The organism is Flavobacterium bizetiae (assembly GCF_024271895.1).
GTDB classification, from domain to species: Bacteria; Bacteroidota; Bacteroidia; order Flavobacteriales; family Flavobacteriaceae; genus Flavobacterium; species Flavobacterium bizetiae.
This window is the reverse complement of the sequence record NZ_CP091861.1, coordinates 5,381,267-5,401,508: the sequence shown is the minus strand read 5'-3', so window position 1 is coordinate 5,401,508 and position 20,242 is coordinate 5,381,267. Positions and strand designations below refer to the sequence as shown.

12 protein-coding genes are annotated in these 20,242 nt (G+C 35.8%); 1 reads left to right on the top strand and 11 read right to left on the bottom strand.

Features of this window, described 5'->3' with window-relative positions; translation table 11 throughout:
* Positions 1-22: 22 nt before the first annotated feature.
* Both L0669_RS22145 and L0669_RS22140 read right to left on the bottom strand, forming a co-directional pair.
* Entirely contained in the window at positions 23-1,432 is a 1,410-nt protein-coding gene (locus L0669_RS22145; protein WP_263760009.1) for an MFS transporter, read from the bottom strand.
* Positions 1,433-1,560: 128 nt separating this feature from the next.
* Positions 1,561-2,949 carry an aldehyde dehydrogenase family protein gene (locus L0669_RS22140; protein ID WP_263760008.1) on the bottom strand — a complete coding sequence of 463 codons (1,389 nt, stop codon included), beginning with the start codon at positions 2,947-2,949 and terminating at the stop codon, positions 1,561-1,563.
* Between the two features lie 284 nt (positions 2,950-3,233).
* On the opposite strand from L0669_RS22140, the gene L0669_RS22135 reads away from it, so the two are divergent.
* Positions 3,234-3,662: an SRPBCC family protein gene (locus L0669_RS22135; protein WP_263760007.1), complete on the top strand. Its 429-nt coding sequence runs from the start codon at positions 3,234-3,236 to the stop codon at positions 3,660-3,662.
* Between the two features lie 215 nt (positions 3,663-3,877).
* Here L0669_RS22135 and L0669_RS22130 read toward each other — a convergent pair whose 3' ends face one another.
* The 9 genes from L0669_RS22130 to L0669_RS22090 form a co-directional block, all read right to left on the bottom strand.
* Positions 3,878-4,735, bottom strand: coding sequence for a penicillin-binding transpeptidase domain-containing protein (locus L0669_RS22130; protein ID WP_263760006.1), 858 nt, complete (start codon positions 4,733-4,735; stop codon positions 3,878-3,880).
* 461 nt (positions 4,736-5,196) lie between these two features.
* Positions 5,197-6,468, bottom strand: a complete 1,272-nt coding sequence (locus L0669_RS22125) for an acyltransferase family protein (protein WP_263760005.1) — start codon at positions 6,466-6,468, stop codon at positions 5,197-5,199.
* A 65-nt stretch (positions 6,469-6,533) separates the two neighbouring features.
* Complete coding sequence (locus tag L0669_RS22120; RefSeq protein ID WP_263760004.1) at positions 6,534-7,742, bottom strand: anhydro-N-acetylmuramic acid kinase; 1,209 nt, start codon at positions 7,740-7,742, stop codon at positions 6,534-6,536.
* A gap of 131 nt (positions 7,743-7,873) precedes the next feature.
* Positions 7,874-10,876, bottom strand: a complete 3,003-nt coding sequence (locus L0669_RS22115) for a serine hydrolase domain-containing protein (protein ID WP_263760003.1) — start codon at positions 10,874-10,876, stop codon at positions 7,874-7,876.
* A gap of 79 nt (positions 10,877-10,955) precedes the next feature.
* The gene (locus tag L0669_RS22110) at positions 10,956-12,461 is read right to left on the bottom strand and encodes a sodium:solute symporter (RefSeq protein WP_263760002.1); all 1,506 of its coding nucleotides are present in this window, start codon (positions 12,459-12,461) and stop codon (positions 10,956-10,958) included.
* Between the two features lie 127 nt (positions 12,462-12,588).
* Positions 12,589-13,455: an N-acetylmuramic acid 6-phosphate etherase gene (gene murQ / locus L0669_RS22105; protein WP_425250484.1), complete on the bottom strand. Its 867-nt coding sequence runs from the start codon at positions 13,453-13,455 to the stop codon at positions 12,589-12,591.
* Positions 13,456-13,601: 146 nt separating this feature from the next.
* Positions 13,602-14,801, bottom strand: coding sequence for an exo-beta-N-acetylmuramidase NamZ family protein (locus L0669_RS22100; RefSeq protein ID WP_263760000.1), 1,200 nt, complete (start codon positions 14,799-14,801; stop codon positions 13,602-13,604).
* 259 nt (positions 14,802-15,060) lie between these two features.
* Positions 15,061-16,794: a RagB/SusD family nutrient uptake outer membrane protein gene (locus tag L0669_RS22095; protein ID WP_263759999.1), complete on the bottom strand. Its 1,734-nt coding sequence runs from the start codon at positions 16,792-16,794 to the stop codon at positions 15,061-15,063.
* A 24-nt stretch (positions 16,795-16,818) separates the two neighbouring features.
* On the bottom strand, positions 16,819-20,106 hold the full coding sequence (locus L0669_RS22090; protein ID WP_263759998.1) for a SusC/RagA family TonB-linked outer membrane protein: 3,288 nt from the start codon (positions 20,104-20,106) through the stop codon (positions 16,819-16,821).
* Positions 20,107-20,242: the final 136 nt, after the last annotated feature.

Genomic DNA, 20,242 nt, shown 5'->3' with positions numbered 1-20,242 from the left:
AGATTGGGCTTTGTATTTTTTATTAATTAGCTGATTTTAAATTGTCACCATCTTTATCATGAAGTCTTCTAAAAACTAAACCTGAAAGAATAGTCAGAAATCCTACGACCAGAAATGTATATCGAAAAGCATTGTGAATTTCGTTATGAATAAGCTTTACGTCACCCTGAAAAATTTTAAGTACCAAAAGTCCAAAAGCAATTCCGAAACCAATGGCTAATTGTTGATTTACAGAAACTAACGAATTGCCACTACTGGTATGATACACCCTTAAATCGGCAATAGAAATAGAATTCATTGAGGTAAATTGTATCGAATTAAAGAATCCTAAAACCGAAATAATAGGAACGTACCAATAGAAAGAAGTATGAATTGAAGGGATGGCCAATGCGCAAATTAAAACTCCAATAATAAAAGTATTCACCATTAAGGTTTTTCTATAACCGTAAGTATTTAGAATTTTAATGACGGCCGATTTCCCAAACATGGCAGTAAGAGCCATTGGTGCGACAATCCACCCTGAAGTTACCGCCGATTGTCCGTAAGCAATCTGAATCATCATAGGCAACAACAACGGAATCGAACTAAAACCCAAACGCGTCGCAAGATTGCCTACAATACCCACACGAAAAGTTCTTACCTGAAATAAATTTAAAGGAAAAAGAGGATTATTGTCTGTCACGGCATGACGATAATACCAATACAACATTAAAAATCCGGACATCAATACCAATAAAACGGGCGTTAGACGAACGGTATTGCCAAATAATTCTAAGGAAATCGATAATAGGAGCGAAGCCGAAGCAAAAATCAGGAAACCTTTTAAATCAAAATCAATGATAGGCGATTTATAATCCGGCATGTATTTTAAACTTAATAGAATACCAATAATCCCAAACGGAATATTGATCAGGAAAATCCAATGCCAGGATAAATAGTCGACCATATAACCTCCAACCAAAGGACCTAAAACGGGACCAATTAAGGCAGGGATAATAGCAAAATTCATTGCCTTTAATAATTCTTTTTTAGGAAATGTTCTAATGAGTGCCAGTTTTCCAACGGGTGTCATTAAACTTCCTCCAATACCCTGAATAACACGCGAAAAAATCAGATGAGTTAAATTCTGCGAAAGCGAACAAAATAAGGATCCGATGCTAAATAACAGTAAAGCAAAAATAAAGACTTTCTTAGTTCCAAATTTATCCGATAAAAAACCGCTAACCGGCATAAAAAGCGCAAGAGTTAATACATAACTAATAATCGCATTTTGCATATCAAGCGGCGATTCGTGCAGGTCTTTGGCAATAGCCGTTATCGAGGTATTAAGAATGGTAGAATCGAGCATTTGCATAAAGATCGAAGTCGCCAAAATAATGGGTAATACTTTTTTGGTGGTTTCGATGTTTTGTTCTGCTTTGTTTGTATTCATATTTTTATTTTGGCTTAAATATTTTTAAACACATAGACATAGATTTTTGTTGACTAAAAATAGGAGTTTCACTTATTTAAAATGCACATAGCGATGTGTTTAATAACTACAATCAATTTATTTAAAACTTAAATTAATTTGCTTTTAAAAACGGTTAGTTTTTCTCTCGTCATTTCGTTTATGGCGTATGAAATTCCTCCCATACCAATTCCTGAAGCATCACGACCTCCAAATGGCATCCAATCGACTCTAAAAGCCGTATGATCATTCACCATAACCGCTGTAGCATTTAGTTTTTTAACGGTTTCTAAAGCAATATCTATATTTTTTGTAAATACGGCAGCCTGAAAATGAACATTCAGCGCATTGGCTCTTTTTATGGCTTCATCGCGGTTTGTAAAAGAATAAATACAAACGACGGGACCAAAAATTTCGGTAGTAGAAACTTTGGAATCTTCAGATGGATTAAATAAAACGGTGGGCTGAAAGAAAGTGTCAGAAATTCTTTTTCCGCCGGTTATTAATTTAGCTCCTTTTTTAATCGCTTCATTTACCCATTTTTCGACGCGATTCACTTCTTTAGGCGAAATAAGCGGACCTACATCAGTTTTTTGATCCAAAGGATTTCCTGTAACTAATTTAGTTGTTGCTGCTGCAAAAGCTTCAATAAAACGCTCAACGATCTTCTGATTGACATAAATTCGCTGAACCGAAACGCAAACTTGTCCGGCGTGATAAAAACCTCCTTTTACCAGATCAGGAATCATTTCGTTAAAATCAGCATCACTTTCTACAATAACCGGAGCAGCTCCGCCATGTTCTAAAGCGCATCTTGTACCCGGAGATAATTTACTTTTCAGATACCAGCCTACTTTTGCAGAACCTATAAACGAGAAAAAATTAACTCTTGGGTCGGTCACCAATAATTCTGCGGCTTCATTGTCGCATAATATTATCTGAAGCCATCCTTCAGGTAATCCGGCTTCTTTTAAAATTTCACGAAGCGCCAAACTCGACAAAGGCGTTGCCGTTGCAGGTTTAAAAATTACAGGACAACCTGCAGCAAAGGCCGTAGCGATTTGATGAACGGCTAAATTCAACGGATGATTAAAAGCACTCACCGCCACCACAATTCCAATAGGCTCTTTTGACGTAAAAGCGACTCTGTTTAAAGAAGCATCAGTAAGTGCCATAGGTATTTGTTCGCCTTTTAATTGAGAGATATGTTCTGCTGCTAATTTTACGCCTTTTATGGCGCGAAGTACCTCAGCTTTAGAATCCTGATAAGGTTTTCCGCCCTCGCTTACCGCTGTTACTAATAAATCTTCGATTCGGTCCGCCATTATTGCAGCTGTTTTTTCCAGTATTTCGATTCGCTTATAAGCCGGAATCCATTTCGATTGATCTATAAATAAGTTTTGGGCAGTATTCAGTATTTTGTCGATCTCATTTTTGCCTATTAAGGGTAATTCTTTAATAAAACTCTGATCGTATGGCGATGTTATTTCTACAGTCATTTTCATAATGTTTTTATTTTAAACAGTCGATTGCAAGTACAACTTTGTCTTTGGTAGAATTGTTTTCAAATAGCCTTTGCTATTATAATTCATTTAAAGTTACTTAAATAAATCCTCATAATAATCAAAAAAGCGCACTAGATTGCTCAATTTAGGTTTAGAGTAATCCCGTTTTTATACCTAAACAAAGCAAATTTACATGTGAAATTTTCAAAATTAGCACCATTGTCGGAGCGATATAATTTTCATTAACTTTGAATTTGCCAATCTAAAAAGTCATGAAAATGGAAAAAATAGAGCACATCAATTATATTAAATCACCTATTGCAGCTGTTTATAAAACATTAACCACACAAGAAGGACTTCATGATGTCTGGACAACAGAACTCATTGTAAAACCGGAAGTTGGCTTTGTCAATGAGTTTGATTTCGGCGATAATGATACCACAAAAATGAAGATAGTAGAATTGTCTCCCAACAAAAGAATATTGTGGGAATGTGTCGATTCTGACCCGGAATGGATTGGTACAAAAATTTCATTCGACCTGACCGAAAAAGACGGAGTTACGGCAGTCGTTCTCAAACATTTTGATTGGCGAGAATTAACAGAGTTTTATCAATGGTGCAATTACAATTGGGCAATGTTTCTGTTAAGTCTTAAAAGTCATTGCGAAGATGGCGAAGGAACACCTTATCAAAAACGAAAGTTTTAGTTTTTTAGATTGTGTTCCATCGGGACACCTCATCGGTAGAAAAAAAATGTATCGTGAGAAACATCGTCCCATTTGGACGTTTGAGAAAATGTCTATGTTTTTACCAATGATTATTTATAAAATCAAACGTTCCTAAGGAACGTGAAAAAATACCGCATTTATTGGGCTACCAACAAAATGTTCCGATGGAACAAAACAAAGTGATGAACTCCTTTTTACTGCATTATATTCAAATCCCTAAATACAGATTTTGTAATCTCTTTTCGGCAATTGCCAAAACTAGCACTATTTTGTTTTCGATCCTGCAATAGGCGCGTGGCAAAAAAATACGTTCCGTTTTTATTTTCGAGATAGCCTACCCACCAGCCAGTATTGATGCCATTATCTCTGGTCCAGCCTGTTTTTGCAAGAATGGTATACTCTTGATTCTGTTCCGTTATCATTACCTTTTTTACAATGTCGATGTTGCGTTTAGAGAAAGGCAATTTTTCGTCATAAAAATTCTTCAGGAACTCAACCTGATTGACAGGTGAAATTCCAAAAGCACCAAAATTCCAAAAGTCCGGATCTGTTTGCGAAAGATCAAGATTTCCGTAATGGCAACGTTTTAAATATTTTTTGTAATTATCCTTCCCAATTTTCTTTGCTAATTCGATAAACGCCCATCCTGCCGAAACTTCAAAAGCTTCTTTTACAGATATATCGTGGTAAATATTGGAGCGATAATCGTATTTTATCGTATCGGTACTTCCGGGCCATTTTACAATATCATTCTCACTCAAAATTGTTTTGGTTTCCAGAGCAATAAGCAAGTTAATAATCTTAAATGTAGAAGCAGGCAATGTTTCTTTTCTTGTGGCAACGGTATCAGATACAATCCATTTATGGTTTTTATTGTCATAAATCGCAATAGCGCCATCGGCATTGCAATCGTCAAAATATTTTTTAAAATCCTGGCGCACCAAAACCTCATCAGCATTTGATTTTATGAAGTGATTGTCTTTTCTCTTAGTTGAACAAGAAAATAGAAGTGCGATAAAAAGAAATCCAAAAATAAATTGCCTTAATCTCATGTTGTTTTTTTTAATAAAAATTAGGAGCTAAATAAGCAATAAATACATTGTTCAAAGCTTTATTATAACTCCATGTATTATTTTCTTCATATTGATAATATGTCACCCCGCTGGGGCTCTTCTTCATAATCAATATAAAATTTCTATAAATATACCGTCCCGCTGGGACTATTTCTTTAGTGAATCAAGCTCCAGAGGAGCGCCATATTTATAGCAGTATACAAATCCCTGATCTAAAGCTCCAGCGGAGCGATATATTTATAACAATATGTTTTTTTAGGAGCTAATCCCGCACCCGAGCCTGAAAGTGCGAACTGGCGAAGCAATTCGTTCCAATCTTTTGTGTCCGCCGCGGCGGACACAAAGGATTTCCACTTCTATCGGGGCTAGGACAATCATTGTCATAAAAAATTCGTGCAAATTCGTGCAATTAGTGGCGAACATTTTTTATTGTACCAATCTTACACCTTAAAAATTAATTTCTTTTTATAGAAAACCCATAATATGCAAGACCAAAAAACAGCATAAGAAAGTGCATAAGCCAAAGATGCATTCAAAGGATTTTCGAAACAAGGCGCAATCCCGAATTTGTAAATAGAAGTTTGTAAACTGATTTCTTCCGAAGCCATTTCAGGATTCTGAATTTTAATCGACCCTAAAACTCTCGGGATTATTCCTGAAAAGAAAAACACAATCATAGGATTTACCCCCCAGATTAAAAACAGTTTTGTCCATTTGGTATAATTGGAAACATCTATTATGTAGTACAATATCGTTAAACATATTGTGGCGATTCCTGCCGTGTACAAAACATACGAACTTGTCCAAAGAGATTTATTAATTGGGAAAAAAGTATTCCAAAGTAAGCCCAGAATCAATAAAGAAACTCCGGCGATGGCTAATTTCTTTACAATCTCGATTTTGGTAATCTGAAGATTTAATATTTGTCCAATAAACATCCCTACAATTCCGGTTCCTATAGCAGGCAAAGTGCTCAGAATTCCTTCAGGATCCCAGGTTTTGCTAGAAGCCCATAAATGTCCGTTTAAAAGTAAATTGTCTAACCACGCAGCCAAATTTGTTCCTTTGTCGAAATTGGCAGGACCAAATCCCGGAACCGGAACAAAAGCCATCAAAAGCCAGTAAATCACTAATATAGAAGCTGCAACGATAAGTTGTGTTTTCAGGTTTGTTTTTAAATATAAAATAGAAGTAAAGAAATATACAATTCCTATTCGTTGTAAAACGCCCGGGATTCTTACGTCTTCAAAAGCTTCGATTCCGCTGTAGGCTAAGGATATTAAAATCGCAAATATTCCTACTGCGAGATAGGTTTTTACTTTTAAACTAAAGTTTCCTAATAAAGCATAAGCCACTGCAAAAGTGATCAATAATCTCAAAATCAATAAAGGAATTCCTTCTAAACCAAATAATTGGAATCGGCTGAAAAAAGCCAGAAAAAATCCTAAACAAAAAATACGTAACGACCGAACTATAATTTTATTAAAAACAGCTGCATCAAAATGTTTTACCGGCATTGCAAACGGAATCGCAGTTCCCATTATAAAAACAAAAAATGGAAATACTAAATCGGTAGGAGTACAGCCGTGCCATTCAGCATGTTCTAAAGGCGGATATATCGAGGCCCAGCTTCCGGGATTATTGACGATTGTCATCAATAAAATAGTAAATCCTCTAAATACATCTAGTGAAATTAAACGTTCTTTTGTCATTGGTTGGGGTTGTTTTTTGGTTTCGTTAATTTATCTGAAAGAGAAAATTGTATTAGGTTTTATTTTTAGTTCGGAAAAGAAATTTTCCCCATCGATACAGATGGAATTCTTTTTCTTGGGCCAAAATCTGAAGTGCCTCCAGAAACGGTTTCATTGGCTAAAATGGCAAATAATATGGCCTCTTTTGCATCGCCGGAAATTCCTAAAACATCGGTGTTTTTAAATGTACAAGGCAATAGTTCTTTTAACCAGCCCACTAATAATGGATTGTGAGCACCTCCGCCAGACATGTAAACAGTAAAAGTTTCGGGAGAATAAGTGGTATTGTTGATGGCCGAATGTATGGCATCGGCAATAGTTTCAGCACTGAATTTCGTTAATGTGGCGAGTAAATCTTCAATAGTAATGTTTTCAGTTTGGCTTTGAGTTTGCGCTTTTCGAACATAATCGATACTAAAAAGTTCCGGACCTGTAGTTTTCGGGAATGGTTTCGAAAAGAATTCATCAGCCTTTAAAGCCTCTAAAAGAGCAGGATTTACGTTGCCTTGTTTCGCAATTTCGGCATCTTTATCATACGATTTATCCGGAAAATAAAGTCGGGTAAAAGCATCAATCAAGGTATTTCCGGTTCCGGTATCGGTCACAAAAACTTCTTCGGGATTGTGTGTTGATGATAAATAAGTAAAATTGGCAATACCGCCCATATTAAGCATAATGCGGTTTTCATCTTTTTTGCTAAACAAAAAATAATCTCCGTAAACGGCCAATGGCGCTCCTTCGCCTCCAGCAGCAAGATGTTTTTGCCTAAAGTCGGAAACGGTTATAATTCCGGTTTTTACAGCAATATGATCTCCATCGCCAATTTGCAAAGTGGCATTTGGAAATTTTTCCTGCTGATGTAAAATCTTCGGCGCATGAAAAACGGTTTGCCCGTGCGAAGCCACCAAATCAATTTTTTCTGCCGGAATTTTCCAATGGTTCAAACGATCCAGAATAATATTAGCATGAAGAATCCCAATCCATTCATTTAGTAAAACCAAATGCTGAAAATCGATTGTTTGTTTTGCAAATACACTTCGGATTTCTGTTTTTACTTCTTCAGAATAATCAACGGTATCAAATTGAATTAATTCAACCTGAGTATTTTCGCCTGAACCTGAAATTTCGCATAAAGCCACATCCAAACCATCTAATGAAGTACCAGACATTAATCCGATAATGGTTCGCGATGGTTTTTGGGCAATTTTATACAGTGATTCCAGATTTGCGTTCATGATATTGTTTTTTTATAAATAGAATTATTCTTCTTTGGCTATAATTTTTTTAACCATATAAGGAATATAAGTTCATTTAAAAAATTAGCAAAACTAATATGCTCTTAAATTTCTTATATGGTTAAATTGATTTATTTTATCATTATCGCTTCCTGAATAATTTGCTGAATTTCTTCTCTAATTTTTCCTTTGGCTAGTTTATTCTCGTCGCCATTTAGTCCGGGATAGGTTCTGTTGGATAAAAATACATAAACAATTTCTGTTTTGGGATCAACCCAGGCGATGTTTCCTGTAAATCCTGTGTGACCAAAACTAGAAGGAGATACGCAAGCACAAGTTGGACCGTCTTTGCCTATTCTTTTATCAAAACCTAAACCTCTCTGAACACCTTTATCTGCATAATAACAAGTATTGAAAGCATCAAATGTTTGTGGCGAGAAATATTCTTTATTACCGTAATTTCCTTTTTGCAAATACAATTGCATCATTTTGGCAACATCCATCGCGTTAGAAAAAATTCCGGCGTGACCGGCAACTCCGCCTTCCATAGCTGCTGCCATATCGTGCACATAACCCTGAATAACCTGATGTCTGAAATACGTATCAATCTCAGTTGGGGCAATATTGTTTTTATCAAATCTGTCTAACGGATTGTATAGTGTATTGTTCATCCCGAGTGTGCTGTAAAAATTTTGCCTGCTCAGATCTTCCAGCTTTTTATGCGTTTTTCTTTCCAGATATTCTTTTAAAATGATAAAAGTAAAGTCGCTGTATTTGTATTCTTTTTTAAGGGATAAAGGACTATCGGCAATGATTTTCATGATGGTGTCGTGATAATCATTTCGAATATAAAGGCTGTCTGCTACTTTTGTTGTAAAGTTCGATCCGGCAACTTTACGATAGTATTTTTCAGAAGGTTTTCCTTGTTGGTCTAAAGTTGCTTTATAGAAAGGAATCCAGGCCTGAAGTCCCGCGTAATGCGTTAACAAATCTTTGAAAATGATGTTTTCTTTATTTGTTTTAGCAAAAAACGGCACCATATCTTTTAGTTTCGTGTCCAGATTTACTTTTTCTTTATCGTACAATTGCATCACATTTGGCAATGTCGAAATCATTTTTGAGATCGAAGCAACATCATAAAGATCTGTATTGCTTACTTTTTTACCGTTATCATAAGTTTGATTTCCGTACGATTTCTGAAAAATAACACTTCCTTTTCGGGCTACTAAAACCTGCATTCCCGGCGCCATTTTTCCGTCGATTGCTTTTTGTGCCACGGCATCAATTTTTGATAAAATCGCCGGATTCATATTCACGTTTTCAGGAGCGGTAAAAGCCAGACGATTTAATTTTTCTGTAGATAATCCTTCATTTACTTTGAAAAAATTATTGATCGATACCGGCAGTTTTCCTTTGGCTTCGATGGCTCCAAAAAGCAATTCAGCAGAAACTACCTGACTGATATCTGAGTTTTGATAAGAAACCACTAAACCTTCTATATCATCAAAATTATTAATGGACAATAACGAATAAGGTTTGGCAAAGATGTCGAGAATTACGTCGTTACGCTTTGCAATTTCTTTTAGCCAAAGCATTTCGGTTAATGTAAATTCTTGCTTTTCCCAAGGTTTATTTACTTTATGAAAACTGATAATCACCTTGTCAAACTTTTTCAATTCCTTATTCAGGCTATCAAGATTGGTGTCTTTAACTTCGGTTATTTCGGTATATTTTTTTAATGTAGAAATGAAAGCACTGTTCGTATCATCGCCCAATTTTACGTAAGCAATTTTCTTCTCTAAGTTTTTGATAGGCAATATTTCCTTTTCATTTTTTAGAACAGTAACGGCGTTTTCGTATAATTTATAATGCAAGGCATCATTTTGCGACGGATTAAGATCATTGTAAATATTCGCCATGTCTATTGGCTTGTATTTGTTTAATCCGGCCTTGAATTTATAATGCAATATCTTTTTTACCGAATGTGCAAGACGTTCCTCAGTAATTACATTTTCAGTATAAGCTGCTTCTAATTTTTGAACGGCTACGGGAACATTTTCCGGACAAAGTAAAACATCATTTCCGGCAAGAATTACGGCAATTTCTAAATCTCCTGGACCTTTAAAATTGCTGGCGCCTTTCATCGCCAAACCATCGGTAAAAATCAAACCTTCGAAACCTAATTCTTTCTGAAGCAGGTTTGTAACCACATTATAAGAAGCCGAAGAAGGCAGGTTTGGAGTTGGTTCTAAACTCGGAATATTAAGATGTCCAACCATAACAGATACTAAACCTTCATCGAATATTCTTTTGTACGGATATAATTCTATTTGCTCCAGTCTTTCTTTCGAAAAATTAACCAAAGGCAAAGCATGGTGAGAATCGGTTGCGGTGTCTCCGTGTCCCGGGAAATGTTTTCCGGTACTAAAAACGCCTTGGCTTTGTACGCCTTTCATTAAAGCAATTGCTTTTTCGCTTACATTAACTTTGTCTTCACCAAAAGAACGGTTCCCGATAATTGGATTTTTAGGATTGGTATTGATATCCAAAACAGGAGCGAAGTTAAAATGAATTCCGATTCGCTTGTTTTCGTTGGCCATGTTTCGTCCAACGTTTTCAATTAGTTTTAAATCCTGAATCGCGCCCAAAGTCATATTCCAAGGATATCGGTAAGTAGAATCTAATCGCATGGCCAATCCCCATTCGGCATCAATTCCTACGAACAAAGGCACTTTTGCTTTCGACTGATATAAATTGGTTAGTTTGGCCTGACGAACCGGACCGCCCTGAAAAAAGATTACTCCTCCAACTTTATATTCCTGAACTAATTTTTTGACTTCGTTTACGTGTACAGAATCTTTATTAGAATAAGCCGAAATCATAAACAACTGACCTACTTTTTCACGAAGTGACATTTTACTGTAAATGCTGTCGACCCAGGCAGTTTCTTTGTCAGAGTCTTTAAAAAAAGTCTTTTTCTCTGATGTTTTGGGAGCAACGTAAACTACCGTATCTTTTGTAACAGGATCTGTTTTTAAATCTTTAACTGTATTGTCTTTTTTAGAAACGCCACAATTGGTGATTAAAAATAAAAATGAAGCGCAAAGGCTGATTTTTATGATGTAATCTTTCATGTTTATTATTTTTTGGGCAATTGAAACTTAATTAAAGTGCCAATTGATTAATCAATAGGGTTGTGTTTTCAAGGTGGTTTTAAAAACTTATTTTTTCTGTACTGCGTGAACTTGTCAGATATAATCCTAAATAAGTGATAAGGCCGTTAAGTACAATTAATTCATTATCAAAAACATATCCTGCAAATAATGCTGCTGAGTTTTCGTTTATTAAATACGTAAAAAAAGGCGATAATAAGCAAATTACGGGAACAAATTTGTCTTTTACGTGTCTTGATTTCTGGAACAATCCAAAAGCATATAATCCTAATAACGGACCATAAGTATACGAAGCCACTTTGAAGATCATACCCACTACAGAACTATCGTTGATCGAGTTGAAAATAAGGATCACAAAGAAAATCAATGCCGAGAAACTAATGTGCACGATATGTCTTGTTCGAACGGTATTTTTCTGGCTATTTTCGGCTTTGTCCATGCCTAAAAAGTCAACGCAAAAAGAAGTCGTTAATGCTGTTAATGCCGAATCTGTTGTGGCAAATGTTGCTGCTATGATTCCTAACAAAAATACAATGGCAGGAATTGTAGCCAAATGGTTCAGCGCGATTTCCGGAAAAAGTAAATCGGTTCTTGGTTTTCCTGTAACTAAATCTGTTGGGATCGCGATGCCGTTTTTGTTGGCATAGATATAAAGCAAAGCTCCAACACTTAAAAAGAAAATGTTGATTACAACAAAGATTCCTGTAAAGGTGAACATGTTTTTTTGTGCCTCGCCAATGTTTTTACAGCTCAGGTTTTTTTGCATTAAATCCTGATCAAGTCCTGTCATGGCAATGGTTACAAACATTCCGCCTAATATTTGTTTTACAAAATGAAATTTGCTTCCCAGAAAATCATCAAAGAAAAATATTTTAGAATAATTGCTGTTTTTTACTTCTTCGAAAGCGCCAATAGCACTTAAATCCATACGATCGCAAATGAAATAAATGGTAAGAAAAACCGATGTTACCAGAAAAAACGTTTGCAAAGTATCTGTAATAATAATCGTTTTAAGTCCGCCTCTGTAGGTATACGAAAAAATAAGTACAAGAGAAATCAGGACTGTAAAAGCAAACGGAATATTATAAAAATCAAATACAAAACGCTGCAATACAATAACCACTAAATAAAGTCTGAATGCCGAACTAACGGTTCTGCTGATCAGGAAAATAGAAGCGGCAGTTTTATAGCTGTAAAAGCCCATTCTTTGCTCGATATAACCGTAAATCGACGTTAGATTCATACGATAATACAAAGGCAATAATAATTTTGTAATTACTATAAATCCTATTGCATTACCCAAAACAAACTGAAAATATTTGAATTGTTCACCACTTGGGGCACCAACTTCTCCGGGAACTGATATAAAAGTAACTCCGGAAAGAGCAGTTCCTATCATCCCAAAAGCAACCAGATACCATTTTGAGTTTTTATTGGCGGTAAAAAAAGCATCATTTCCGCCATCTTTTCTGCTCACTCTGTGCGAGATATAAAATAATGTTCCGAAATAAATGATGATAAGAAGGAGTATGGTACTTGGTGTCATTGTATAGTTGGGTGGTTTTGGTTTGTTATGTTCATTAAATCTGACCCGTTTCTAAAACCCGCCAGATTTTCGTTGCATTTCGAAATTTATAAATTAAAATTTTAAGACTATAAATCTATTAAAAATTTTAGTTTTCCATGTTTTTGGTTTGCGACAATAATACGGCTCTTACGCTTTTGTGTTTTTGCAGTAATTCTTCGGCTAAATCATATTCAATTCCAAGCTCTTCCATAATCATTTTGATACCGCGTTTTACCAGTTTTTCGTTAGAAAGCTGCATGTCGACCATTTTGTTGCCTTTTACTTTTCCTAATTTAATCATTACCGAAGTAGAGATCATATTTAAAGTTAGTTTTTGGGCTGTTCCGGCTTTCATTCTTGTACTTCCGGTAAGGAATTCAGGCCCTACGATTAATTCAATTGGATAATCGGCTTCCTGAGCGATAAGTCCGTTGCTAATGCAGGAAATACTTCCTGTTTTAATATTGTGTTCTTTGGCTTTTTGCAAAGCGCCTAAAACATAAGGTGTGTTTCCGGAAGCTGCGATCCCGATAATAAAATCTAAGCTGGAGATTTCAAATTTGGCAAGGTCTTTCCAGGCTTGTTCAGTATCGTCTTCGGCATTTTCTACGGCTTTTCTAATGGCAGTATCTCCACCGGCAATAATTCCGATAATCATATCGTGCGGTACACCAAAAGTTGGCGGACATTCTGACGCATCAAGAATTCCAATTCGTCCGGAAGTTCCGGCTCCAATATAAAATAATCGACCGCCCAATTGCATTTTTTTTACAATGGCTTTAACCAGTTTTTCGATTTTAGGAATTTGCTCGTCGATAATATGCGGTACTTTTTTGTCCTCTGTATTGATATTCGTAAGAAGTTCTTTCACGCTCATTTGATCCAAGTCTTTGTACAAAGATTCTTGTTCAGTTTCAGGATTTTTATTTTTCATTTTTCTTTTTTTGATTTTTGAAACCAAAGTTGTTCGAATAACCGGTTTCGATATTTTGCAATTTAGTTGGTTCTATTTTTACTCGTTGGGCATTTTTTTAAACACATAGCAACACAGTTTATTACTTTAAAAAAGGCGTTTCACTTATTTAAAACAAACATAGAATTATGTGTAATAACAATTGTTTAATAGAGAAGGTAAGTTTTTCTCATTTTTTTGAAGGTTTCTAAATCTTTCTGCCAGCTCTTTCTTATTTCATTTTCTGAAACTCCGCTTTCAATTTGTTGTTGTAATTTTTTTGTTCCGGCAAGTTTGGTAAAAAACGGATTGAAGAATTTCGTTTTATCACTTGTATTTTGATAGGCTTTTATGAGCCATTTAAGTTCTAATTGAGTGAGTTTTGGGTACGAAGTTAAATCTTCTCCAAAACATTCTTTTCCGTTATAAAGCGGATCTTTGGCTCCAAAATTTGGTTTTGGAGTAAAAGTAAAATTGGTTTTCGTTAAAAAAGGAGAACCATAAATCTGAAATTGTTTTTCGGTTCCGCGTCCCATACTTACGTTTGTTCCTTCAAAAAGGCATAAACTTGCGTATAAGTTAATCGATTGGTCATTAGGTAAATTAGGAGATGGTTTTGCGAGTAAACTATAAGGCATATCTCGTTTGTAATCTACACAAGGAATCACAGTTAGTTTGCATTGTACCGCATTTTTAAGCCATTTTTCGCCGTTGATCATTTTCGAATATTCTCCAATTGTCAGACCGTGAAGCAACGGAATAGGGTGCATGCCTACAAAACTGGTAAATTCTTTTTCTAAAAGTGGTCCGTCTACAATGCCGCCATTTGGGTTAGGTCTGTCCAAAACTATAAGCGGAATTCCGTTTTCTGCACAAGCTTCCATCACATAATGCAAAGAAGAAATATACGTATAAAAACGTGCACCAACATCCTGCAAATCGAATATCATAACATCGATTCCGGCCAATTGTGCTGCTTTTGGTTTTTTATTGTCTCCGTAAAGAGAAATGATGGGTAATCCTGTTTTTGGGTCTTTTCCGTCTACCACATGTTCTCCGGCATCTGCTGTTCCTCTAAAGCCGTGTTCTGGTGCAAAAATGGTTTGTACGGCCACTTTTTTTTCTAATAAAAAATCTACCAAATGAGTTTTATCAGATAAAATTCCGGTTTGATTGGTAACGATGCCTACTTTTTTATCTTTTAATAAAGGCAGGTATTTTTCGTAATTATCGGCTCCGGTTTTAATTGTCGAAGCTTTAATTTCGTGAATGTTATTTTTTGCAGTTTTTTGAAATGAGTTAGAATAAGACGGTGTGTATATTATAGAAGCTGCTATAAAGACACTTTTTGCTATGAATTTTATCATTTTAAATTACAGTTTAGTAGTGAGAAGACAAAAATTGACTCAATAAAATTATAGTATTATTTGATTGGATTGCCTGATTTTTTTGATTGGATGATGTTTGTGTGGTATTCTTGAAGGATTTGGTCTATGATTTTTAGACCGCAATTTTATTTTTGTCCAATTATTGTTTGTCTTTTTTACAAAGAAATAATTTTAAAATACTACCTCTGGTTTTGATCCCCAGAGGTAGTGTATTATTTTTTGGTTTAGCAACTAAGCATTACCAACCTGGGTTTTGTTTTAATGTAACACCTTGAGCTTTATACAAATCAATATCATTTGTTGGGATATTCATTAAGTAATGTTTTGCTTCAAAGTTTCTTGCACTTGAAGGATAAATTTTCACATATCCGTTACCATCTACTACCGTTTGTGATCCTACCGGAGTACCAATTCTGGCTCCAAGATTTACATCAGGATTTTTTGAAGTATCAAGATAATCTCCTTTTTTCCAACGGTAAATATCGGCTTGTCTTAAAGTCGTCCAGCTCATGAATTCGATTTGACGCTCACGACGTACTTCCCAAATAAGCGGACTTACAACACCAGAGATTTGTTCTAATGCTGAAGTTCTTCTAGGATCGTTGATTACTACACTTCCGGCAGAAGCATTGTTTCCGTCAGTGGTCAAAGCTGCAATTCCTGCACGTGCACGTACTTTATTGATCGAGATATCAAGATCATTATTTGTTGCAGTACCCAATTCAGCACAAGCCTCAGCATAGTTTAAGTATACTTCGCTTAATGTAAATACTGGCGCATCAGTATAGTTACGTCCTCCTGTTGTAACATCAGGACCAGTTGTAGCAGGATTGTTGTACAATTCGAATACATATCCTGACATCGAAACTAAAGCCGTAGTACCAAAAGGTTTTCCTTTGTAACCGTAGTTTGCAGGGTTTACAGTTTTTCCAAAACGCGGATCTCTGTTCGCAAAAGTTTTAGTTACGTTATCATCACCAGTATACTGAGCGTTTCCAACTTGTTGAATTGGTAATCCGTTTGTCGTTACATAACTATCAGCAGCCCATTTTGTTAAACCGTACTGAATTGTAGATGTATTGGTATAGTTTTGTAAAGAGTGCATCAATACGTTTGTTAAATAACGTTTTGTAAGTATCACTTCGCTATTACCAAGTAATTCAACTGAATTGTAAAGTGATTTCCAGTCGGCGTTTAATTTATAAACCGGATTGTTCATTACCGCTAATGAAGCTACTTTTGCTTTGTTAAGATAAGCGCTGCCATCCTGACCTAAATGGTATTTTCTATACGTTCCTTCATAAATACAGGCATTACTTAAAGCAGCATAAGCCGTGTATTTATTTACAGTAGCATTTTTATCGTCTGAAACAAGCATTAAGTTTGCAGCTTCTTCTAAGTCTGCAATTACTTTATCCATAATTTCTGCTCTTGGCATTGCCGGAGCATAAACTGCAGGATCTCCCTGAACTAAATATTTGTCAGTATACGGAACATCTCCCATTTTTTGCACTAAACGAAAGTACGTATAAGCTCTAAAGAATTTCGCAACCCCAATATAGTGGTTCTTTTTCTCTGCAGACATGCTCACTGTTGGTATTTTTTCCAACATCAAATTACAACGACGAATAAGCGTATAATATTCATTCCATGAGTAAACATTTGTGGTAGCAGCAGTAACCGGCATTTGATAAAAAGTAAATGCTGATAAGTTATCGTCTACTTTGTAATCACTTCCGTGATAATAGAAAAAAGAAAGTCCGATTGTTGTACCATTTCCGTAGCCATAAAAAGTATCATAATTAAGCCATGAAAATGTTTTTACATTATCTTCTGATTGCCAAAAGTTTTCGTTTGTAAATTTATCTGCAGGATCATCTGTTAAATAATCTGAACAACTAACCGCCGTTGTTGCTACTACAGCTGTAGCAAACATCAGCAGAAATTTTGATTTTATATTTGAATTTTTCATTTTAAAAGTTTTGAATGGTTAGTATTAAAAAGCAAGCTCAACACCAAAAGAGATTGTTTTGGTATAAGGATAAGCTCTTCCCCAGAACACTTCTGCTTCATCAATTTCAGGGTCAACAGGAAGACGTTTGTCTGCCCAAGTCACTAAGTTTTCGCCTGATGCATAAATTCTTACTTTCTCTAAGCGCGCTCTTTTTACTAAATCTTTTGACAGTGAATATCCAAGAGTAACATTTTTTAGACGTAAATAAGACATGTCTAGCAAATATCTTGTTGATGTAACAAAGTTGTTTGAACCTGAAGTACCTGAACCAAGAGTATTCGCCTCATTTCCATAATATGGATTTGGCCAGTAAGCTCCAGTATTTTCTGGTGTCCAGTAATCAGCCTGGTTAGCATACATTTGCTGAGGCGCACGATAGAATGGCAATACAGCATCTGAAGCAGCCCAGTAATCACGTTTTCCAACTCCTTGAAAGAAACCAGAAATATCAAATCCGCGGTATTTTCCACCTAATGTAATACCATATTTGTAACGTGGCGTTGAATTACCAATTTTTTTCAAATCTCCGTGATCGTCTGCAGTTCCTGCACCACGGCTGATAACTCCGTCACCATCAAGATCTACATAATGAACATCTCCTGCTCCGTATTTAAAGTTACCCACCATTGTTTTAGAGTAATCAACACCATTTACTGTTTTACCGTTATTGGTAATTACGTCATCAGCCTGAAGAAGTCTGTCGCTGGTTAAACCCCAGATTTGTCCAATTTCGAATCCGTCATAATAAGGATAGGTAGTAGTAGTAACTAAACCTAATAATTTAGATGTGTTGTTCCATTTTGTAATTACAGATTTGTAATCAGATAAAGCTACATCAACAAATACAGAAGCATTTTCGCTTAAGTTTTTATTAAAGTTCAAAGACAATTCCCATCCTCTTGTTCTCATGTTTCCTGAGTTGGTTTGAGCTGCATTTTGACCAAATGAACCCGGAAGTGTTATACCAGGAGCCAACATTCCTTTTGTATCACGTTGGTACCAGTCAAACGAAGCACCAAGCATATCTAATATTTTAATATCGATACCCACATCTTTTGTGTATACTTTTTCCCAGGTTAATGCAGGATCAACGTTAGTTGGTAAACCTGTAGACGGAGGCAATGTAGAACCGCTATTTACCCATGAAGGATTAGAAGAATTCAGGATCGATAAGAAAGCATTGTTTCCTACGTTTTGATTTCCGATTGCACCAATAGAACCACGAATTTTAAGGTCGTTTAACCAACCACGTGTGCTTTCCATGAATTTTTCATTCACAATTTTATATCCTACAGAAGCAGAAGGGAAGAATCCCCATTGTTCGTTTGTAGGGAATTTTGAAGAACCATCGTAACGTGCATTCAATTCTAATAAATAAATACCATTATAATCATAGTTCACACGAGCAAAGAAACCTGCGATAGAATATGTTGTTTCTGCCGGATTAAGTGAAGTATTTGCAGATCCTGAAACAAATTGTTCTCCTACTGCAAGATTAAATTCTGGTTTTGATTTGTCTAAAAGTGTATTTCTTCTCGCATAATTACGAGAGAAATCCTGCCACTCAGAGTTAAAACCTCCTAAAACTTTAAAACTATGTTTATCTATTTGTTTTTTGTAGTTAGCATAAATATTAACAACATTGGTAATAGATTCTGATTTAGATTGTGCTACATAATCATTTCCGGCTTCAAGAGTTGCAGGAACTGCAGTTTGAATTGTTGTAGCATCATATGGCATAGCAGACCAGCTGTCCCATGCTAAGAATTTACCACCATTTTGTTTTCTGTTGTACGTTTCAGTTACACTGCTAACCTCAGCAATTACATTAAGATCTTTTGTAATATCTGCTGTAAATTTACCACTTAACCTGTTATTACGTTTAACGTTTTCATTTCGTGATGCATTAGCTAAATATCCTCCTGCAGTACGGAAGTTATACCCTCTGTATGTTCCGAAGTTCGGAAAATATTGTCCCCAACGAAGTGCATATCCAAAATAACCAGTATAAAGAGGATCATCAGTACCAGCACCACCGTAGTAGTTAAACGGTTGGTCGTATGTACTGTTAATCGTCATTACTTTGAAATCCGCCGTAAGCCAGTCAGCTAATTTTGTAGTAAATCCTAAGTTGATGTTTGTTCTTTGTCTTTGTTCCTGATTTACTCTTAACATACCCTCCTGGTTAGTAAGAGCAAGCGAAGCGAAGAAAGAACTTTTTTCTCCTAAGTTACCTTGCGCAGAAAGATTGTGAGTAGTCTGAAGCGCATTTTTTGCATACAATTCTTTATTATTATCCCAAACTCTGTAGAAGTAAGGTGTACCATTTTTAATCTCCCAGTCTTCACCATAAACCATTTCATTACTGGTACGATTGTGTGCATATTTTTCTTTCCAGTTTTTAATTCCGGCTAGTAAAGTATTGTAGTTTGCACCAAAAATTTCCGGTACAGAACCATCAGTACGTGTTCCTGCAGCAACCAGCCCGGGAATTTCTTCTGTTGGATCTAAGAATTGTAAAGTAGAAATTGGGTTCGTAAACGCCGTATTGGCAGAATAAGAAAATCTTACTTTTCCTTCTCCGGTTTTTCCTCCTTTAGTTGTGATCAATACCACCCCAAAAGCAGCACGCGCACCATAGATAGAAGCCGAAGCAGCATCTTTAAGTACCGTCATTGTTGCGATATCATTTGGGTTAATAAGTGATAAATCTGTAGGAACCCCATCAACTAATATTAAAGGAGCATCTGAACCATTAATAGTACCGGCTCCACGTATGTTAATAGTAGCCGCACGATTCATATTTCCTGAGTTAAAACTAACATTTACCCCCGGTGTAGTACCTTGTAAAGCTTTACTTACATCAGTAAGAGGTCTGCTTCCAATTGTTTTAGCTACATCGATTGAGGCAACAGCTCCGGTTAAGTTTGTTTTTTTCTGAGAAGAGAATCCCACCACAACAACTTCGTCTAGTTTTGACGTACTCTCAGCAAGAGAAATGTTGATCTTTTGTTGCCCGTCAATTTTTACCACTTGTGTCTCAGATCCCATGTAGCTGAAAACTAAGCTTTGCCCTGGCGAGGCAGGAATACTGTAGTTTCCGTCAAAGTCGGTAGTGGTTCCGTTTTTAGTTCCTTGTATAAGGATACTAACCCCTGGTATAGGAAACCCATCCGTTTTGCTTTTTACAGTTCCGGTAATTGTTTTTGTTTGCCCAAATGTTACTTGAATGAACAAAACCAACAATGAAATAAGGAATAATTTTTTCATGATTATTTGGTTTTTTTAATGGTTGTTGAGCAAATATATTTATTTATTGCATATAAATGCAGTATTTTGTATTTTTTTTCGAAATTTAATTCAAAAAACGCAAAATAACGCATATTTAGTATGTAAAATCTTTCTG